This window comes from Pseudomonas sp. LRP2-20, assembly GCF_024349685.1.
Lineage (GTDB): Bacteria > Pseudomonadota > Gammaproteobacteria > Pseudomonadales > Pseudomonadaceae > Aquipseudomonas.
This window is the reverse complement of the sequence record NZ_AP025944.1, coordinates 4,447,226-4,465,259: the sequence shown is the minus strand read 5'-3', so window position 1 is coordinate 4,465,259 and position 18,034 is coordinate 4,447,226. Positions and strand designations below refer to the sequence as shown.

Here is an 18,034-nt window from a genome sequence, read left to right as displayed (position 1 = left end):
AGCGTGCGAGTATTCCGATTTATTGAGAGGCAGTGGCTTCAAGCCGGTTTACTGGGGGCATTTGCTATCAAGTGCTGTAATGGGTCTTCCTGCGATTGCGATAACGCGTCCAGTGCCTTTAACGGGTCGTGCCTTGTTTCTGAAGTTAACAGGGCATGGATATCTGCGATGGGCTTGGTGTTCAGGCCGTGCGGTTGATCTGTATGTACCGGCATTTCGGCGAGCAAGGCGTCAATCGAGTTTCGCCGCGTAGCCAGAAGTTCATCCAGTGGCGCGTTGCCGGCCCGGTCGTCCTGGAAGTTGACCTGGATTTGGTAGCGGCCGACCTGAAACCGATCGCCTTCCAGCAGCACCCTGGGTGTACCGAGGTCAAGGCTCCGGTGATCGTCGTTCATGAAGGTTCTGTTGCTGTAGTCGATGATGCAGAACCGGCCCTCGACCCAGCGGATCTCACAGTGAACAGGGGCAACCTGATGATCAACATCGACAAGCTGCCAGCACGCGGCTTCGCTACCAATCGTGCCGCCCCTTCGATCGAACTGGCGGCGCGCGATGCAGCCGAGCTGCAAGCGCTCCGGATTGGTAATGTTCAGGGTGATCGTACGGATGGAATCAATGTCCGTGGTGTTTGACATACGTATTCAACTCCTTGTCGCTTTCGTACTCCCCGCCAGGCTTGGTGTTTATAGTTTGTTTAATGCGGGTTTAAGTAGGTAGGTGTTTTCCTTGGTCTTTTCATGGCCTGGTTGGTTGGCAGGTGCCCCTTAAAACATGAGGGGAAGCGTAGTCGTGCGTCGAGCAAAGATGTGTAAAAAAGTATTTGTATATGGGTGTGAGTCGTGCATCAGGCGCACTCGTCTGAATTTGGGCTTGTGGGGGAGGGCTGTAAGTGTGCTAAGCGTATTTGTAGGAAGTTTCGCTTAGTTGTGTAGGGTTTATTACTTTGATGGAGTTGCGAGTATTTCATCGCAACTTAAATGCAGGGGGGAATCAGTGCGTGCTGGCCGGGCCTTGCGCGCTCAACAGCTGTTTTTCCATATGCCAGTCGAAGGGCTCGCCCTGTTGCTCGGCTTCGTAGCGGCGTTCTTCCAGTTGCTGATACAGCGCCAGTTCTTCGTCAGGCATGAAGTGCAGGCAGTCGCCGGCAAAGAACCACAGCAGGTCGCGCGGCACCAGGTGGGCAATCTGCGGGTAGCGCTGGATCACCTGGCAGATCAGGTCCTGGCCCAGGTACTGGCTCTCCAGCGGGTCCTGCGGCAGCAGGGTCAGCAGTTCGTCGAAGCGTTCGAGGAACAGGGCGTGGCTTTCCTCCGGTACCTGATCCGCTTCGCCCAGCGCCACCAGGATGGTGCGCAGGTGGTTGAGCAGTTGCAGGTGATATTCCAGGTGGGGGTTGGCCATGGGGGCGGTCCTCGGGGTGGTTGAAACGGGGGCGGAGTATACGCGGGATGAGGAAGGGGCCGCAAAGCGGCCCCTGTGCATCAGCGGACCTTGCCGGGTTGCGTGAACAACTGCTCCTTGTCGAACGCGTCGACGTCGATCACCGCCCTGCGGGCCTGTTCCGCCGCGTGCAGGCGCTGCGCTTCACCGGGCTGCAGTACACTGCTCTCGACGGCGGCATCGATGGTCGACTGGCCCGCTGCCGGGCGTACCTTGCCATCTTTGATCGCTTGGTGCAGTGCCTTGTGCACAGGTGCTGCCTCGTCCAGCAGCTCGCTGGCCCGTTGCAGCGCCGCCACCGGGTCGCCCTCTGCCTGGGGCCTGAAGCAGCCCGCGAGCAGCTCCTCGAGCGCCGGGTCACCTTTACGGCGGCCAATCAGTGCGGCGATCTCGGCGTCAAGCTCGTCGCTCGGCCCGGTATGACGGCGGCCGAATGGAAACACCAGGGCCCGCAGCGCGCAGCCGACAAAACGGTTGGGAAAGTTGTCCAGTAGACGGTCCAGGGCCTTTTCCGCCTGGCCGAGGGATTCCTCCATGGCCCAGCGAAGCAGCGGTTGCATGTGTTCCGGCGAACCGAGGTCGTGATAGCGCTTGAGGGCAGCGCTGGACAAGTACAGGTAGCTCAGCACATCACCCAGCCGTGCGCTCAGGCGTTCGCGGCGCTTGAGCGCGCCACCCAGCAGCATCATCGACAGGTCGGCCAGCAGGGCGAATGCCGCAGCTTGGCGGTTGAGAGCCCGGAAGTAGCCTTGGCTCAAGGCGTCACCTGGCACGTTCTCCAGGCGCCCCAGCCCCAGGTTGAACACCAGGGTGCTGGCCGCGTTGCCGGCAGCGAACATGATGTGCTTCATCAACAGGTCGTCGAACTCCCTCAGTGCCTGATCGCGGTCTTCACGCCCGGCCAGGGCCATCTCCTTGAGCACGAATGGGTGGCAGCGAATGGCACCCTGGCCAAAGATCATCAGGTTGCGCGAGAGAATGTTCGCCCCTTCGACGGTGATGAAGATCGGCGCGCCTTGCCAGTTGCGCCCCAGGTAATTGTTCGGGCCCATGATGATGCCCTTGCCACCGTGTACGTCCATGGCGTGCTGGATGCATTCGCGGCCACGCTCGGTGAGGTGGTACTTGAGGATTGCCGACAGTACCGAGGGTTTTTCGCCCAGGTCCACGGCCTTGGCGGTCAGCAGGCGGGCGCTGTCCATCAGCCAGGCGTTGCCGCCGATGCGTGCCAGTGATTCCTGGATGCCTTCGAAGGCCGCCAGCGGCACGTTGAACTGTTCGCGGATGTTGGCGTACTGGCCGGTGACCAGGCTGGTGTACTTGGCGGCGCCGGTGCCGACGGCAGGCAGGGAGATCGAGCGGCCTACCGACAGGCAGTTCATCAGCATCATCCAACCCTTGCCGAGCATGGCCTGGCCGCCGATCAGGAAGCTCAACGGCACGAACACGTCCTTGCCGCTGTTGGGGCCGTTCATGAACGCGGCGCCCAGGGGGAGGTGACGCTTGCCGATCTCGACGCCGGGGGTGTCGGTTGGGATCAGCGCAAGGCTGATGCCCAGCTCTTCCTGCTCGCCGAGCAGGTGTTCAGGATCGTAAGCCTTGAATGCGAGACCAAGCAGCGTCGCTACCGGGCCCAAGGTGATATAGCGCTTTTCCCAGTTCAGGCGCAGGCCGATCACTTCTTCGCCGTGCCATTGGCCTTTGCAGACGACGCCGGTGTCAGGCATGGCGCCAGCATCGGAGCCTGCCAGTGGGCCGGTGAGGGCGAAGCAGGGGATTTCCTCGCCGCGGGCAAGGCGGGGGAGGTAGTGGTTGCGTTGTTCGTCGGTGCCGTAATGCAGCAGGAGTTCGGCCGGGCCGAGGGAGTTGGGCACCATCACCGTGGAGGCCAGGTCGCCACTGCGGGTGGCGAGCTTCATCGCCACCTGGGAGTGCGCGTAGGCAGAGAAACCTTTGCCGCCATATTCCTTGGGGATGATCAGGGCGAAGAAGCCGTTCTGCTTGATATGCGCCCAGGCTGCGGGTGGCAGGTCGAGGTCCTGGCCGATCTGCCAGTCGCTGACCATGGCGCAGAGTGCTTCGGTCGGGCCATCGATGAAGGCTTGTTCTTCCTCGGTCAGTCTGGGGGCCGGGTAACTGAGCAGGGTGCGCCAGTCGGGGCGACCGCTGAACAGCTCGCCGTCCCACCACACGGTACCCGCGTCGATCGCTTCGCGCTCGGTTTGCGACATGGGTGGCAGGGTGCGCTGGAACCACGTGAACACCGGGCCGGTGAACACCTTGCGGCGCCAGTCCGGCAGCGCCACCAGAGCGATTTTCAGCGCCAGCACGATCCAGATCAGGGTCAGCAACCAGCCGGGGGCACTGCTGAAAATGCCCATCAGCAACACGTAGGCCGCCATGATGCCGAGAATCTGCAAGGGCGCGAGGCGCCGGTGCGTGAGATACGCCGCGCCGATCACCAGCGCCACCAACCACAACAGCAACATAATCGGTCCTCCTTGGAACCAAGGGCTTGAGCCGTCCCAGACAGCTTAGACGCAACGCTGTGAACGGCAGGGTCAGAACAGTGACAGGGTGTGGCGGTGGGAGTTTCAGTGCGATGTTTGCCTGTACCGGCCTCTTCGCGGGTGAACCCGCTCCCACAGGTTCTGCATCTCTCTGAGGTCTGGTGCGATCCTTGTGGGAGCGGGTTTACCCGCGAAGAGGCCGGTACAGGCGATAAAACTCTGGAGTAGACTGTGCCTCCTGCGCATTCATAAGGACGTTGTCATGCTGAAGATCTGGGGCCGCAAAAACTCGAGCAATGTACGCAAGGCGCTGTGGATCGCCCACGAGCTGGGCCTGGACTTCGAATCCATCGACGCCGGGGGCGCCTTCGGCGTGGTCAACGAGCCGCACTACCGCGCCCGTAACCCCAACGGCCTGGTGCCCATGCTCGAAGACGGCGACCTGACCCTGTGGGAATCCAACACCATCGTCCGCTACCTGTGCGCCGAATACGGTACTGAGCAGGGCTGGTACCTGGAAGACCCGCGCCAACGCGCCCTGGCCGACAAGTGGATGGACTGGACCACCTCGTCGTTCGCCGGCCCGTTCCGCCCGCTGTTCTGGGGGCTTTTGCGCACCGCGGAAGACCAGCGCGACTGGGTGGCGATCAATGCCGCGCACAAGCAGTGCGCCCAGTTGCTGGCCATTGCTGACGAAACCCTGGCCAAACAGCCGTACCTGTCCGGTGACCAGATCGGCATGGGCGACATCCCACTGGGTAGCTTCGTCTACGCCTGGTTCGAAATGCCCATCGAGCGCCCGGCCATGCGTCATCTGGAGGCCTGGTACGAGCGCCTCAAGGCTCGCCCGGCCTACCAGGCAGCAGTGATGACTGCGCTGACCTGACCTTGCTTCGATAGTCATTATCAATACATGTGACTGTACTTGTGCGGCCTGGCCTTGCACCATGGCCGCACTCACTGCGCCAGTGATCTGCCCTGGCGTGTCCTGCACCTTTTTCTTCGGTAAGTGACCCGCTATGAGTTCCGCCCTGTCCATCCGACAGCTGACCAAGACCTACGGCAACGGCTTCCAGGCCCTCAAGGGCATCGACCTGGACGTCGCCGAAGGCGACTTCTTCGCCTTGCTCGGCCCCAACGGCGCCGGCAAGTCCACCACCATCGGCATCCTCTCGACCCTGGTGAACAAGACCAGTGGCACGGTCAATGTGTTCGGCCATGACCTTGACCGTGAACCTTCGGCGCTCAAGCGCTGCCTGGGTGTGGTGCCGCAGGAGTTCAACTTCAACCAGTTCGAGAAGTGTTTCGACATCGTCGTGACCCAGGCGGGCTATTACGGCATCCCGGCCAAGGTGGCCAAGGAACGCGCCGAGCAGTACCTGACCCAGCTGGGCCTGTGGGACAAGCGTGACGTGCCTTCGCGGTCGTTGTCCGGTGGCATGAAGCGCCGCTTGATGATCGCCCGTGCGTTGATCCATGAACCGCGCTTGCTGATCCTCGACGAACCCACTGCTGGGGTGGACATCGAGCTGCGTCGCTCGATGTGGAGCTTCCTCACCGAGCTCAACCAGAAGGGCATCACCATCATCCTCACCACCCACTACCTGGAAGAAGCCGAGCAGCTGTGCCGTAACATCGGCATCATCGACCATGGCACCATCGTCGAGAACACCAGCATGCGCCAGCTGCTGGGCAAGCTGCATGTCGAGACCTTCGTCCTCGACCTCAAGCAGGACCTGACTTCGGCGCCGGTGCTGCAAGGCTACCCGTGCCGGTTGCTGACCCCGCACACCCTGGAAGTGCAGGTGGAGAAGGACATCGGCATCACTGCGCTGTTCGGCCAGCTGGCGCTGCAGAACATCGAAGTGCAGAGCCTGCGCAACAAGACCAACCGACTCGAGGAGCTGTTCGTGTCCCTGGTGGAAAAAAACCTGTCGAAGGTGGCCGTATGAGTGTGGAACTGCGCACCAACTGGGTCGCCCTGCAGACCATCGTCTACCGCGAAGTGCGGCGCTTTTTGCGCATCTGGCCGCAGACCCTGCTGCCGCCGGCGATCACCATGGTCCTGTACTTCGTCATCTTCGGTAACCTGATCGGCCGGCAGATCGGCGACATGGGTGGTTTCACCTACATGCAGTACATCGTGCCGGGGCTGATCATGATGTCGGTGATCACCAACTCCTATGGCAACGTGGTGTCGAGCTTCTTCGGCAGCAAGTTCCAGCGTTCGATCGAAGAGCTGATGGTGTCACCGGTGTCGCCACACACCATCCTCGTCGGCTATGTGCTGGGTGGCGTGCTGCGTGGCCTGGCGGTGGGGGTGATCGTGACCATCCTGTCGATGTTCTTCACCGACCTGCAAGTGCATCACCTGGGCGTGACCGTGGTCGTGGTACTGCTGACGGCTACCATCTTCTCGCTGCTGGGCTTCGTCAACGCGGTGTTCGCACGCAACTTCGACGATATCTCGATCATTCCGACCTTCGTGCTGACGCCGCTGACCTACCTGGGCGGGGTGTTCTACTCGATCAACCTGCTGCCGCCGTTCTGGCAGACCGTGTCGCTGGCCAACCCGGTGCTGCACATGGTCAATTCGTTCCGCTACGGCATCCTAGGGGTGTCGGACATCAGTATTGGCACGGCGATCACCTTCATGCTGGTGGCCACCGCGGTGCTCTATGTGCTGTGCGTGCGCCTGCTGGTCAGCGGCCGCGGCATGCGCGCCTGACGCCCGTTGCTTGCGCCGGCGCCACTGCCGGCCAATCCACCAGCGCCAGTACAGCAGGGTGGTGAAGTAGGCCGCGATGCCCAGCACCACCCCGCACACCACCGAACCCAGCAGAAACGGCTGCCACAGCGTGGCCAGCTGGTCGGTGATCCACTCGAAGGTCAGTTCGTCGGGCAAGGTACGTGGCGGAATCTGCATCAGCCAGGCGCCGGTCATGTAGGTGACGAAGAACACCGGCGGCATGGTCAGCGGGTTGGTCAACCACACCAGGCTGACGGCGATCGGCAGGTTGCCGCGCACCGGGATCGCCAGCGCCGCGGCCAGCAGCATCTGCATGGGGATGGGGATCAACGCCGCGAACAGGCCCACGCCCATGGCCCGCGCCACCGAGTGGCGGTTGAGGTGCCAGAGGTTCGGGTCGTGCAGCAGCTTGCCGAAAAAGCGTAAGGACTTGTGTTCCCGAATGCTGGTCGGGTCCGGCATGTAGCGTTTGAAAAGTCGGCGCGGCATGTAGGCTCCCGGAGCGTTGATCGGGTCAGTATGCCTCGATTCGCGTTCAGCCTCGTTTAGAGTTTGTGACAATTGTTGAGCGGGCAGCGCCAGCTTTTCGTCTATGCCTCAGTAAGCGATTGTGCTTCTGGAGCTCTACCTCATGCGCACAGGGATGTTCGCGCTCGCGCTCGGGCTTTTGTGCCTGGGCGTTCTCCCCGTTTTGCCGTCGGTCGGCTGGCTGCTACTGCTGGTGCTGGTCGGCGGCGTCTGCGCCTGCTCACGGTTGTGGCCGCTGGGCTGTTTTCTGCTGGGGCTTTGCTGGGCCTGCTGGTCGGCCCAGCAGGCGCTGGATGATCGCCTGAGCGCGCAGCTGGATGGTCGCACTTTATGGCTGGAGGGCCGGGTCGTCGGGTTGCCGGCGCGTACCGCACAGGGCGTGCGCTTCGAGCTGGAGCAGCCGCATTCGCGTCGAGCCGAGCTGCCGCAGCGTCTGCAGTTGAGTTGGTTCGATGGCCCGGTCATCCATGCGGGCGAGCATTGGCGCGTGGCCGTCACCTTGCAGCGCCCGGCCGGGTTGCTGAACCCCCATGGCCCGGATCGCGAGGCTCAGCTGCTGGCCCGGCGCATCGGTGCCACTGGCACGGTAAAGGCGGGCCAGGTACTGCAGGCGCAGGCGCGAGGGTGGCGGGATGCGCTGCGCGAACGCCTGCTGCAGGCCGATGCCTTTGGCCAGGAAGCTGCACTGGTGGCGTTGGTGCTCGGCGACGGCGCGGGCTTGGCCCGTGAACAGTGGCAGGTATTGCAGGCGACCGGCACGGTGCATTTGCTGGTGATTTCCGGGCAACACATCGGCCTCGTCGCGGGCTTGTTGTATGCCTTGGTCGCAGGTTTGGCGCGCAGTGGGCTTTGGCCGCGACGGTGGCCATGGTTGCCTTGGGCATGCAGCCTGGCACTGGCGGCGGCGCTGGCCTACGGTTGGCTGGCCGGTGCGGGTGTGCCGGTGCAGCGTGCCTGCCTGATGCTGGCGGTGGTGCTGCTGTGGCGCCTGCGCTTTCGCCAACTGGGGGCGATGTTCCCGCTGCTGCTGGCGTTGAACCTGGTGTTGCTGGCCGAACCCCTGGCAGCGTTGCTCCCCGGTTTCTGGCTGTCGTTCGCGGCGGTGGCGATCCTCATCTACAGCTTTGCTGCACGACTTGGCGGTTGGCGACCCTGGCAGGCATGGACGCGGGCCCAATGGGTGATCGCCGTCGGCCTGTTGCCGGTGCTGTTGGTCACGGGGTTGCCGGTCAGCCTGAGTGCGCCTGTGGCGAATTTGCTGGCGGTACCCTGGGTCAGCCTGGCGGTGTTGCCACTGGCATTGCTCGGAACGTTGTTGTTACCGCTGGCAGGCGTTGGTGAGGGGTTGCTGTGGGTCGCGGGTGGCTTGCTGGATATCCTGTTCCGGCTGCTTGCCTTGCTGGCGGGGTGGCGGCCGGCATGGATACCGCCGGCACTGCCGGTGGTGGCCTGGTTGCTGGTGTGTGCCGGCGCGCTGCTGCTGTTGCTGCCCCGTGGTGTGCCGCTGCGCGGCCTTGGCGGGGTCATGCTGCTGGCCCTTTGGGTGCCACGGGATACGCTACCGCTTGGGCAGGTCGAGGTCTGGCAGCTGGATGTTGGCCAAGGCTTGGCGATGCTCTTGCGCACACGGCATCACACCCTGCTGTTCGACGCCGGGCCGGCCAAGGGCGAAACCGACCTGGGCGAACGGGTGGTGCTGCCGACCCTGCGCAAGCTTGGGGTGGGCCGCCTGGACCTGATGCTGATCAGCCATGCCCATGCCGACCATGCGGGCGGCGCTGCGGCCATCCTGCGCGGTTTGCCGGTCGGCCGGGTGATTGGCGGTGAAGCGTTGAGTGGCGTTCAGTTGCAGCCTTGCAGCAGTGGCGAGCGATGGACGTGGGATGGCGTGCATTTTTCGCTTTGGCGCTGGGAGGACGGGCAAAGCAGCAATGATCGCTCTTGTGTACTGATGGTCGAAGCGCGGGGCGAGCGTTTGCTGCTGGCGGGGGACATGGAGGCTGGCGCCGAGCGGGCTTGGCTGGCGGACACCGAAGTGCCTCGCATCGACTGGCTGCAGGCGCCCCACCATGGCAGCCGTAGTTCTTCCACCGAGGCCTTTATCCGCGCCACGATACCGCGCGGGGTGCTGATTTCGCGGGGGCGCAACAACAGCTTCGGGCACCCGCATGCGCAGGTGGTCGAGCGTTATCGGCGGCATGGGGTGGTGGTGTATGACACGGCAGTGGAGGGGGCATTGCGGTTGGTGATGGGCGGGCATGGGAGCGTCGAAAGTGTGGGGCGGCAGCGGAGGTTCTGGCGGGGGAAGTGAGGAGGGGCTGACAGGTGCTTGCCTCAAAAAATTCAGCGTCTGTGAGATCGAGCGCCGCCCGCGCGGCGCATCGCGAGCTGCGCTCGCTCCTACGCTTGTTTCGGGCCAATCATTCCTGGGGGATTTTCGCGCGGACGCCTTGCCGCACGGCGCGATATCGTGTCGTACCAACAAGGCGGTCGCGCGCGCCTGTCACAGGCGTTACTGGCCAGAAACAAACGTAGGAGCGAGCGCAGCTCGCGATGCGCCGCGCGGGCGGCGCTCGGTCTGACAGGCGCTGCATCTGTCATGGCGATCACAACAGCCCTGATGCATATTTCCCTGACCTTCGGCAGATGAGCCCCCCGCGCGCGTATGTTAGAGTGGCGGCCTTTTTCCAGAGGGGCGCTTACTGTGTGGGAATTGGTCAAGTCCGGTGGTTGGATGATGCTGCCGATCATTCTGAGTTCCATCGCCGCCATGGCTATCGTCGTCGAGCGCCTGTGGACCCTGCGCGCCAGCCGCGTTACCCCGCCGCACCTGCTGGGCCAGGTGTGGATGTGGATCAAGGACAAGCAACTCACCAGTGACAAGCTCAAGGCCCTGCGCGCCGACTCGCCGCTGGGCGAAATCCTCGCGGCGGGCCTGGCCAACTCGCGCCATGGCCGCGAGATCATGAAAGAGTGCATCGAGGAAGCCGCCTCGCGCGTCATCCACGAACTCGAACGCTACATCAGCACCCTCGGCACCATCGCTGCCATGGCGCCGCTGCTGGGCCTGCTGGGCACCGTACTGGGCATGATCGACATCTTCAGCGCCTTCATGGGCTCGCAGATGACCGCCAACGCCGCCGTGCTGGCCGGCGGTATCTCCAAGGCCCTGGTCACCACGGCGGCCGGCCTGATGGTCGGTATCCCGGCGGTGTTCTTCCACCGCTTCCTGCTGCGCCGCATCGATGAGCTGGTGGTGGGCATGGAGCAGGAGGCGATCAAGCTGGTGGAAGTGATCCAGGGCGACCGCGAAGTGGAAGTGGCCGGAGGCAAGGCGTGAAGTTTCGGCGCAATCGCCAGCGGGAGAACGTCGACATCAACCTCGCATCGCTGATCGATGTGGTGTTCGTCCTGCTGCTGTTCTTCGTGGTCACCACCACCTTCACCCGCGAGACCCAGTTGCGTGTCGAGCTGCCCGAAGCGGCCAGCGCCGAGCAGGCACCGGCCGATCAGGGCAAGCTGGTGGAAGTGACCATCAGCGCCGATGGCGTGTATTCGGTGAACAACCACCTGCTGCCCAAGAGCGACCTGGCGACCCTGACCGAGGCCATCGAACGAGAGTCTGGCGGTGACAACAAGCTGCCGCTAGCCATCAGCGCCGACGGCAAGACCCCGCACCAGGCCGTGATCACCGCAATGGATGCTGCCGGCAAGCTCGGTTTCAGCCACCTGCGCATGACCACCGTCGAGGCAGCCCAGGGGACACCTTGATGGCGCTCGCCGACCGCTTGCTCGCCGCCTGGTACGCCGGCCACCCGGCCCTGGCGCTGCTGCGCCCGCTCGAAGCGCTGTATCGGCGTGTGGTGCTGCGCAAGCGCGCGCGTTTCCTCAGCGGTGAAAGCGCCAGCTACCGGGCGCCGGTGCCGGTCATCGTGGTGGGCAACATCACCGTGGGCGGCACCGGCAAGACGCCGATGATTCTCTGGCTGATCGAGCATTGCCGCCGCCAGGGCCTCAAGGTCGGCGTGGTCAGCCGTGGCTACGGTGCCAAGCCGCCACACTACCCGTGGCGGGTGGAGGCGAGCCAGCCAGCCGAGCAGGCCGGTGATGAACCCCTGCTGATCGTCCAGCGCACCGGTGTGCCGCTGATGATCGACCCTGACCGTTCCGGCGCGGTGCAGGCGCTGCTGGCCAGCGAACCGCTGGACCTGATCCTCTGCGATGACGGTATGCAGCACTACCGCCTGGCCCGTGACCTCGAACTGGTACTGATCGACGCCGCCCGCGGTCTGGGCAATGGCCGCTGCCTGCCGGCCGGCCCACTGCGCGAGCCCCGCGAGCGCCTGCAAGAGGCGGATGCCGTATTGTTCAACGGTGCCGATGGCGACCGCGCGGACGGTTTTGGCTTTTGCCTGCAACCCTCTGCCCTAGTCAACCTGCGCAGCGGCGAGCGCCGCGAACTCGACTTCTTCCCTGCGGGCCAGCGCCTGCACGCGGTAGCCGGCATCGGTAACCCGCAACGTTTCTTCAATACCCTGCTGGGGCTAAACTGGCAGCCGGTGCCGCATCCCTTTGCCGACCATGCGCAGTTCAGCGCCGAAAGCCTGGCGTTCAGCCCGGCGCTACCGCTGGTCATGACCGAGAAGGATGCGGTGAAATGCCGGGCGTTCGCCGCCGACGACTGGTGGTACCTGGCGGTCGAGGCCCGGCCCACGCCGGCCTTCAGCGCCTGGTTCGACAGCCAGTTGCAGCGCCTGCTGCGCAAGCCCTGAGCCTCTATTCACTTTTCGGCCATCCGGCCTCAAGGACGCTTCCATGGACACCAAACTGCTCGATATCCTGGCCTGCCCGATCACCAAGGGCCCGCTCAAGCTCAGTGCCGACAAGACCGAGCTGATCAGCAAGGGCGCAGGCCTGGCTTACCCGATTCGTGACGGCATCCCGGTGATGCTGGAAAGCGAGGCGCGCACCCTGACCGACGACGAGCGTCTGGACAAATGAGCGTGAACTACACCGTGGTCATTCCCGCCCGGCTGCGCTCCACGCGCCTGCCGGGCAAGCCCTTGTTGTTGATCGCCGGCAAGCCGATGGTCCAGCACGTCTGGGAGCAGGCGCGCAAGAGCGGCGCCAGCCGGGTGGTCATCGCCACCGATGACACCAGCATCCTCGAAGCCTGCCAGGCCTTTGGCGCCGAAGTGCTGATGACCCGCGCCGACCATGAATCGGGCACCGACCGCCTGGCGGAAGTGGCCGCGCAGCTCGGCCTGCCGGCCGATGCCATCGTGGTCAACGTGCAGGGTGACGAGCCGCTGATCCCGCCGGTGATCATCGACCAGGTGGCGGCCAACCTGGCCGCCCACCCGGAAGCCGGCATCGCCACCCTGGCCGAGCCGATCCATGAGCCGGAAACCGTGTTCAACCCCAATGCGGTCAAGGTGGTCAGCGACAAGAACGGCCTGGCCCTGAGCTTCAGCCGTGCACCGCTGCCGTGGGCCCGTGATGCCTTTGCCAAGGACCGCGATGTGCTGCCGGCAGGTGTGCCGTATCGCCGCCACATCGGCATGTACGCTTACCGTGTCGGCTTCCTGCAGGACTTCGTCGGCTGGGGCCCATGCTGGCTCGAGCAGACCGAGGCCCTGGAACAGCTGCGTGCGCTGTGGCATGGCGTGCGTATCCACGTCGAGGACGCCATCGAGGCGCCGGCCGTGGGTGTCGATACCCCTGAAGACCTGGAGCGCGTCCGGCGCTTGCTGGAGGCCTGATGCGCGTCCTGTTCGTCTGCCTCGGCAATATCTGCCGCTCGCCCACCGCCGAAGGCGTGTTGCGCCATCAGTTGCAGGTGGCCGGCCTGGCTGAGCAGGTGCATGTGGCGTCTGCCGGTACCGGAGACTGGCATGTCGGCAAGGCTCCTGACAGCCGCACCTGCAAGGCCGCGCTGGCGCGTGGTTATGACTTGTCACGCCAGCGTGCCCAGCAGGTCAAGCCGGCGCATTTCGCCGAGTACGACCTGATTCTGGCCATGGATGAGAGCAATCTCGGCCATTTGCGCGCCATGCGCCCGCACAACGCCGCTGGCGAACTTGACCTGTTCCTGCGCCGCTACGGCGCAGCCCTGGACGAGGTACCGGACCCTTACTATGGCGGTGCCGAGGGCTTCGAGCAGGTGCTGGACCTGATCGAGGCGGCGTGCCGCGAGCTGGTCGTGGAAATCAAGGGGCGGCTATGACGGCGGTTTGGCAGGAACAGGTTTCGCTGAAGCCCTACAACACCTTCGGCATCGACGTGAAAGCCCGGTATTTCACCCAGGCGCACAACGATGACGAGGTGCGCGAGGCGTTGGCCCAGGCGCGCCAGCGTGAGTTGCGGGTGCAGGTGATAGGGGGTGGCAGCAACCTGCTGCTGACCCGCGATATCGATGCACTGGTGTTGCACATGGCCAGCCGCGGCCGGCGCGTACTGAGTGATGACGGTGAGCGGGTGGTGGTCGAGGCGCAAGCCGGCGAGCCCTGGCATCCGTTCGTGCAATGGTCGTTGGCGCAAGGCTATTGTGGCCTGGAGAACCTTAGCCTGATCCCTGGCACCGTTGGCGCTGCGCCGATGCAGAACGTCGGCGCCTATGGTGTCGAGATCAAGGATGTGTTTGCCGGGCTGACCGCACTGGACCGGGAGACCGGGGAGTTGCGCGATTTCAACCTGGAGGAATGCGCCTTCGGTTACCGTGACAGCCTGTTCAAGCGCAACCCCGGGCGTTGGTTGATCCTGCGGGTGCGCTTTGCTCTGAGCCATGCACTGCAGGCACATCTGGATTATGGACCGGTGCGTCAGCGCCTGGCGGAGCAGGGCGTCGAGCAACCGACCGCGCAGGCGATCAGTGACGCCATATGCAGCATTCGTCGTGAAAAATTGCCGGACCCGGCCGAGCTGGGCAATGCCGGGAGCTTCTTCAAGAACCCGGTGGTGGCGGCTGAGTTGGTCGAACGCATTCGTAGCCAGTATCCGGGCGTGGTGGCGTATCCGCAGGCGGATGGCCAGGTGAAGCTGGCAGCGGGCTGGCTGATCGAGCAGGCGGGCTGGAAGGGCTATCGCGAGGGCGATGCCGGTGTGCACCGGTTGCAGTCGCTGGTGCTGGTCAATCATGGCCAGGCGAGCGGGGCGCAGTTGCATGCACTCGCACAGCGGATCCAGGCGGATATCCTGGAGCGGTTTGGGGTTGAGCTGGAGATGGAGCCCAATCTGTACTGATTGCTTTGCCTGTACCGGCCTCTTCGCGGGCAAGCCCGCTCCCACAGGGCTATCACAAGGCCTGAACCAAGTGGGGTGATTGTGGGAGCGGGCTTGCCCGCGAAGAGGCCGGTACAGGTAAAAACAGATAGCCAAGAAAAAGCCCCGCCAGTTCGCACTGGCGGGGCTTTTTCATTCAGCCTTGGCTATCAACCGTGATGAGGCTTGTGCTCATCGGCGGTTTCCAGCACGGGCTCGGCAGCTTCCTGGGCAGCCTTGGCAGCGGCCTCGGCTTCACGCTTGCGGCGACGCACTTCACGTGGGTCGTTCGGCGCGCGGCCGTTTGGCAGCATGACAGTAGCGGCTTCGACGGTTGCCGGTGTTTCTACCGGGGCCGGTGCGACAACCGCCGGGGCAGCTTCGGCAGCGACGGGTTCAGCCGCCACTTCTGGCTGGGCTTCGACGACAGCAACTGGCTGCTCGGCAACCGGTGCTTCTTCAGCCACAACCTGCGCCTTCTCGGCTTCACCGCTCTCGACTGCTGGGGCTTCGACCGCCTTGGTTTCGACAGCAGGGGCCTCGACCGCTGCTTCGGCAGCCACGACCGGCTCGGCGGCAGGGGCTTCTTCAACTACCGGCTGCGGTGCGAGGTCGACCACTGGCTCGGCGCTGGCTTCGACCACGACAACCGGCTCGCTGACGGGCTGTTCGACCACTGGGGCGATGACAGCTTCCTCGGCTTGAGCGGCCACTTCAACCTGCTCGGTCGGCTGGGCGACTTCGCTGGTTTCGGTGGTTACGGCTGCGGCGCTGGCGCGTTCGGCCTGCTGGTTGGCTTGAGCCTCGGCATCGGCGCTGATCTGGCTGCTGGCGACAGCGGCAGTGACGGCCAGGCCGGCGGCCAGCTCGGCGCCAAGCTCGGTGGCCTGGTGCTGCTGCGGCTGCTCTTCGCTGCCTTCTTCATCGCCACCTTCGATCAGCTCGCCATTGGCATTGCGCTGACGCTCACGACGGTTGCTGCGGCGACGCTGGCCACGGGAGCGACGACGCGGACGCTCGTCATCGGTACCTTCCTGCTCGTCCTGCAGCAGCTCTTCGTTCGGCAGTTGCTCTTCGGCGAGTTCGGCAGCCTGCTCGGCAGCCTGTTCGGCCGGGCGCGGCTGGCGCTCTTCACGTGGCGGGCGAGGCTGGCGTTCTTCGCGAGGTGCACGCTCTTCACGTGGAGCGCGTTCTTCGCGAGGTGCACGCTCTTCACGTGGGGCGCGTTCTTCGCGAGGTGCGCGCTCTTCACGTGGGGCGCGCTCTTCACGTGGGGCGCGTTCTTCGCGAGGTGCACGTTCTTCACGTGGGGCGCGTTCTTCGCGAGGTGCACGTTCTTCACGTGGGGCGCGCTCTTCACGGGCTACACGTTCTTCACGTGGCTGGCGTTCTTCGCGCTCTGCCGGCGTGGCGTCGAGGGGCTCACGCAGTTCACGTACGCGCTCTTCACCGCGGTTGCCGCGGCGGTCTTCGCGTGGCTGGCGTGGTGCACGTTCTTCACGTGGGGCGCGCTCTTCACGAGGTGCGCGTTCTTCGCGTGGAGCACGTTCCTCACGAGGTGCACGTTCTTCGCGCGGTTGACGCTCTTCACGCGGGGCACGCTCGGCACGCTCTTCGCGCGGCTTGCGCTCTTCATCGCGGCGGCCGTTGCGGTTGCGGCTCTGCTGGCGGCCGTTGCGGCGTTCTTCGTTGCGTGGGCTGCGCTCGGCGGCCGGCTTTTCGGTGGCAGTGACCACTGGCGCTGCGGCGGGCTCTTCCTTGCCGGCGAACAGGCTGACCAGCGACTTCACCAGGCCCTTGAACAGGCTTGGCTCAGGTGCGCTCGGCGCCGGGGCTACCGGTGCGGCTGGCTGAGGCTGCTCTTCGGCGGCGCTCGGTACCGGGGCGTTGGCGCGGGCCGGGGCGGTCTTCACCGCCGCTTCCTGGCGAACCAGGGTGCGGGTGGCGGTCGGCTGCGGCGCTTCTTCGGCTTCGGCGGCGGCGATTTCGTAGCTGGACTGGTTGTTCAGCACTTCCGGGTTGTCGTCGCGCAGACGCTGGACTTCGAAGTGCGGGGTTTCCAGGTGGTCGTTCGGCAGAATGATGATGCGTGCGCGAGTGCGCAGTTCGATCTTGGTGATCGAGTTGCGTTTCTCGTTGAGCAGGAATGCGGCGACCGGGATCGGCACCTGGGCGCGTACTTCGGCAGTACGGTCTTTCAGGGCTTCTTCTTCGATCAGGCGCAGGATGGCCAGCGACAACGATTCGACGTCACGGATGATGCCGGTGCCGGAGCAGCGTGGGCAGACGATGCCGCTGCTTTCGCCAAGCGACGGGCGCAGACGCTGACGGGACATTTCCAGCAGGCCGAAGCGCGAGATGCGGCCGACCTGGACACGGGCGCGGTCGGCTTCCAGGCATTCACGCACGCGCTCTTCTACAGCGCGCTGGTTCTTCGCCGGGGTCATGTCGATGAAGTCGATGACGATCAAGCCGCCGATGTCACGCAGGCGCAGCTGGCGGGCGATTTCCTCGGCCGCTTCCAGGTTGGTCTGCAGGGCGGTTTCCTCGATGTCGCTGCCCTTGGTGGCGCGCGCCGAGTTGATGTCGATGGAGACCAGGGCTTCGGTCGGGTCGATCACGATCGAGCCACCGGACGGCAGGTCGACCACGCGCTGGAAGGCGGTCTCGATCTGGCTTTCGATCTGGAAGCGGTTGAACAGCGGTACGCTGTCTTCGTACAGCTTGACCTTGCTGGCGTACTGCGGCATTACCTGGCGGATGAAGGTCAGGGCTTCTTCCTGGGCATCGATGCTGTCGATCAGCACTTCGCCGATGTCCTGGCGCAGGTAGTCGCGGATGGCGCGGATGATGACGTTGCTTTCCTGGTAGATCAGGAATGGCGCGGCGCGGTCCAGGGACGCTTCCTTGATGGCGGTCCACAGCTGCAGCAGGTAGTCGAGGTCCCACTGCATTTCTTCGCTGCTGCGGCCCAGGCCGGCAGTGCGCACGATCAGGCCCATGTCGCCCGGCACGGTCAGGCCGTTCAGGGCTTCACGCAGCTCGTTGCGCTCTTCGCCTTCGATGCGGCGGGAGATGCCACCGGCACGCGGGTTGTTGGGCATCAGCACCAGGTAGCGGCCAGCCAGGCTGATGAAGGTGGTCAGGGCGGCGCCTTTGTTGCCGCGCTCTTCCTTCTCGACCTGAACGATGACTTCCTGGCCTTCGCTCAGGACTTCCTTGATGTTGACCCGGCCTTCAGGGGCTTTCTTGAAGTATTCGCGGGAGATTTCTTTCAGCGGCAGGAAGCCGTGACGTTCGGAGCCGAAGTCGACGAAGGCGGCTTCGAGGCTCGGTTCGATGCGGGTGATCTTGCCTTTGTAGATGTTGGCCTTTTTCTGCTCACGCGCGCCGGACTCGATGTCCAGGTCGTAGAGACGTTGGCCGTCCACCAGGGCTACACGCAACTCTTCGGGCTGAGTTGCGTTAATCAGCATTCTTTTCATGTTGTACCGTCGGTTTCCGGGCTGCCGGAAACGGCGTTCGGCACACACGACTTCTCATGGTC

General features: G+C 64.3%; 16 protein-coding genes. 11 read left to right on the top strand and 5 right to left on the bottom strand.

Features of this window, described 5'->3' with window-relative positions; all coding sequences use genetic code 11:
* Positions 1 to 38 precede the first annotated feature (38 nt).
* From OCX61_RS20000 to OCX61_RS19990, 3 genes are all read right to left on the bottom strand, one after another.
* A complete protein-coding gene (locus OCX61_RS20000; protein ID WP_261941057.1) occupies positions 39 to 635 on the bottom strand; it encodes an FHA domain-containing protein in 597 nt (198 codons plus the stop codon).
* Between the two features lie 355 nt (positions 636 to 990).
* The gene (locus tag OCX61_RS19995; RefSeq protein WP_261941056.1) at positions 991 to 1,401 is read right to left on the bottom strand and encodes a PA2817 family protein; all 411 of its coding nucleotides are present in this window, start codon (positions 1,399 to 1,401) and stop codon (positions 991 to 993) included.
* An 80-nt stretch (positions 1,402 to 1,481) separates the two neighbouring features.
* Positions 1,482 to 3,929: an acyl-CoA dehydrogenase gene (locus tag OCX61_RS19990; protein WP_261941055.1), complete on the bottom strand. Its 2,448-nt coding sequence runs from the start codon at positions 3,927 to 3,929 to the stop codon at positions 1,482 to 1,484.
* Positions 3,930 to 4,212: 283 nt separating this feature from the next.
* On the opposite strand from OCX61_RS19990, the gene OCX61_RS19985 reads away from it, so the two are divergent.
* The 3 genes from OCX61_RS19985 to OCX61_RS19975 all read left to right on the top strand — a co-directional run bounded on the left by OCX61_RS19985 (position 4,213) and on the right by OCX61_RS19975 (position 6,678).
* Entirely contained in the window at positions 4,213 to 4,836 is a 624-nt protein-coding gene (locus OCX61_RS19985; protein WP_261941054.1) for a glutathione S-transferase, read from the top strand.
* A gap of 133 nt (positions 4,837 to 4,969) precedes the next feature.
* Positions 4,970 to 5,902 (top strand): ABC transporter ATP-binding protein, encoded by a 933-nt coding sequence (locus OCX61_RS19980; RefSeq protein WP_261941053.1) that lies wholly within the window; start codon positions 4,970 to 4,972, stop codon positions 5,900 to 5,902.
* Complete coding sequence (locus OCX61_RS19975; protein WP_085675531.1) at positions 5,899 to 6,678, top strand: ABC transporter permease; 780 nt, start codon at positions 5,899 to 5,901, stop codon at positions 6,676 to 6,678. Before OCX61_RS19980 ends, OCX61_RS19975 begins: the two co-directional genes overlap by 4 nt.
* Here OCX61_RS19975 and OCX61_RS19970 read toward each other — a convergent pair.
* Positions 6,562 to 7,188, bottom strand: a complete 627-nt coding sequence (locus OCX61_RS19970) for a DUF2062 domain-containing protein (protein WP_261941052.1) — start codon at positions 7,186 to 7,188, stop codon at positions 6,562 to 6,564. The two genes, OCX61_RS19975 and OCX61_RS19970, sit on opposite strands and share 117 nt — an antisense overlap.
* Before the next feature lie 142 nt (positions 7,189 to 7,330).
* On the opposite strand from OCX61_RS19970, the gene OCX61_RS19965 reads away from it, so the two are divergent.
* The 8 genes from OCX61_RS19965 (at position 7,331) to murB (ending at position 14,469) form a co-directional block, all read left to right on the top strand.
* Positions 7,331 to 9,538: a DNA internalization-related competence protein ComEC/Rec2 gene (locus OCX61_RS19965; protein WP_261941051.1), complete on the top strand. Its 2,208-nt coding sequence runs from the start codon at positions 7,331 to 7,333 to the stop codon at positions 9,536 to 9,538.
* 393 nt (positions 9,539 to 9,931) lie between these two features.
* Positions 9,932 to 10,567, top strand: a complete 636-nt coding sequence (pocA, locus tag OCX61_RS19960; protein WP_016391244.1) for a flagellar polar localization protein PocA — start codon at positions 9,932 to 9,934, stop codon at positions 10,565 to 10,567.
* Entirely contained in the window at positions 10,564 to 10,998 is a 435-nt protein-coding gene (pocB, locus tag OCX61_RS19955) for a flagellar polar localization protein PocB (protein WP_085675533.1), read from the top strand. The genes pocA and pocB overlap by 4 nt, the downstream gene beginning before the upstream one ends.
* Positions 10,998 to 11,999, top strand: coding sequence for a tetraacyldisaccharide 4'-kinase (lpxK, locus tag OCX61_RS19950; RefSeq protein WP_261941050.1), 1,002 nt, complete (start codon positions 10,998 to 11,000; stop codon positions 11,997 to 11,999). The genes pocB and lpxK overlap by 1 nt, the downstream gene beginning before the upstream one ends.
* A 43-nt stretch (positions 12,000 to 12,042) precedes the next feature.
* Positions 12,043 to 12,228 carry a Trm112 family protein gene (locus OCX61_RS19945; RefSeq protein WP_003247142.1) on the top strand — a complete coding sequence of 62 codons (186 nt, stop codon included), beginning with the start codon at positions 12,043 to 12,045 and terminating at the stop codon, positions 12,226 to 12,228.
* A complete protein-coding gene (kdsB, locus tag OCX61_RS19940) occupies positions 12,225 to 12,989 on the top strand; it encodes a 3-deoxy-manno-octulosonate cytidylyltransferase (RefSeq protein WP_261941049.1) in 765 nt (254 codons plus the stop codon). The genes OCX61_RS19945 and kdsB overlap by 4 nt, the downstream gene beginning before the upstream one ends.
* On the top strand, positions 12,989 to 13,453 hold the full coding sequence (locus tag OCX61_RS19935; RefSeq protein WP_261941048.1) for a low molecular weight protein-tyrosine-phosphatase: 465 nt from the start codon (positions 12,989 to 12,991) through the stop codon (positions 13,451 to 13,453). Before kdsB ends, OCX61_RS19935 begins: the two co-directional genes overlap by 1 nt.
* Entirely contained in the window at positions 13,450 to 14,469 is a 1,020-nt protein-coding gene (gene murB / locus OCX61_RS19930) for a UDP-N-acetylmuramate dehydrogenase (RefSeq protein WP_261941047.1), read from the top strand. The genes OCX61_RS19935 and murB overlap by 4 nt, the downstream gene beginning before the upstream one ends.
* Positions 14,470 to 14,657: 188 nt before the next feature.
* On the opposite strand, the gene rne is transcribed toward murB, so the two are convergent.
* The gene (rne, locus tag OCX61_RS19925; RefSeq protein WP_261941046.1) at positions 14,658 to 17,972 is read right to left on the bottom strand and encodes a ribonuclease E; all 3,315 of its coding nucleotides are present in this window, start codon (positions 17,970 to 17,972) and stop codon (positions 14,658 to 14,660) included.
* Positions 17,973 to 18,034: the final 62 nt, after the last annotated feature.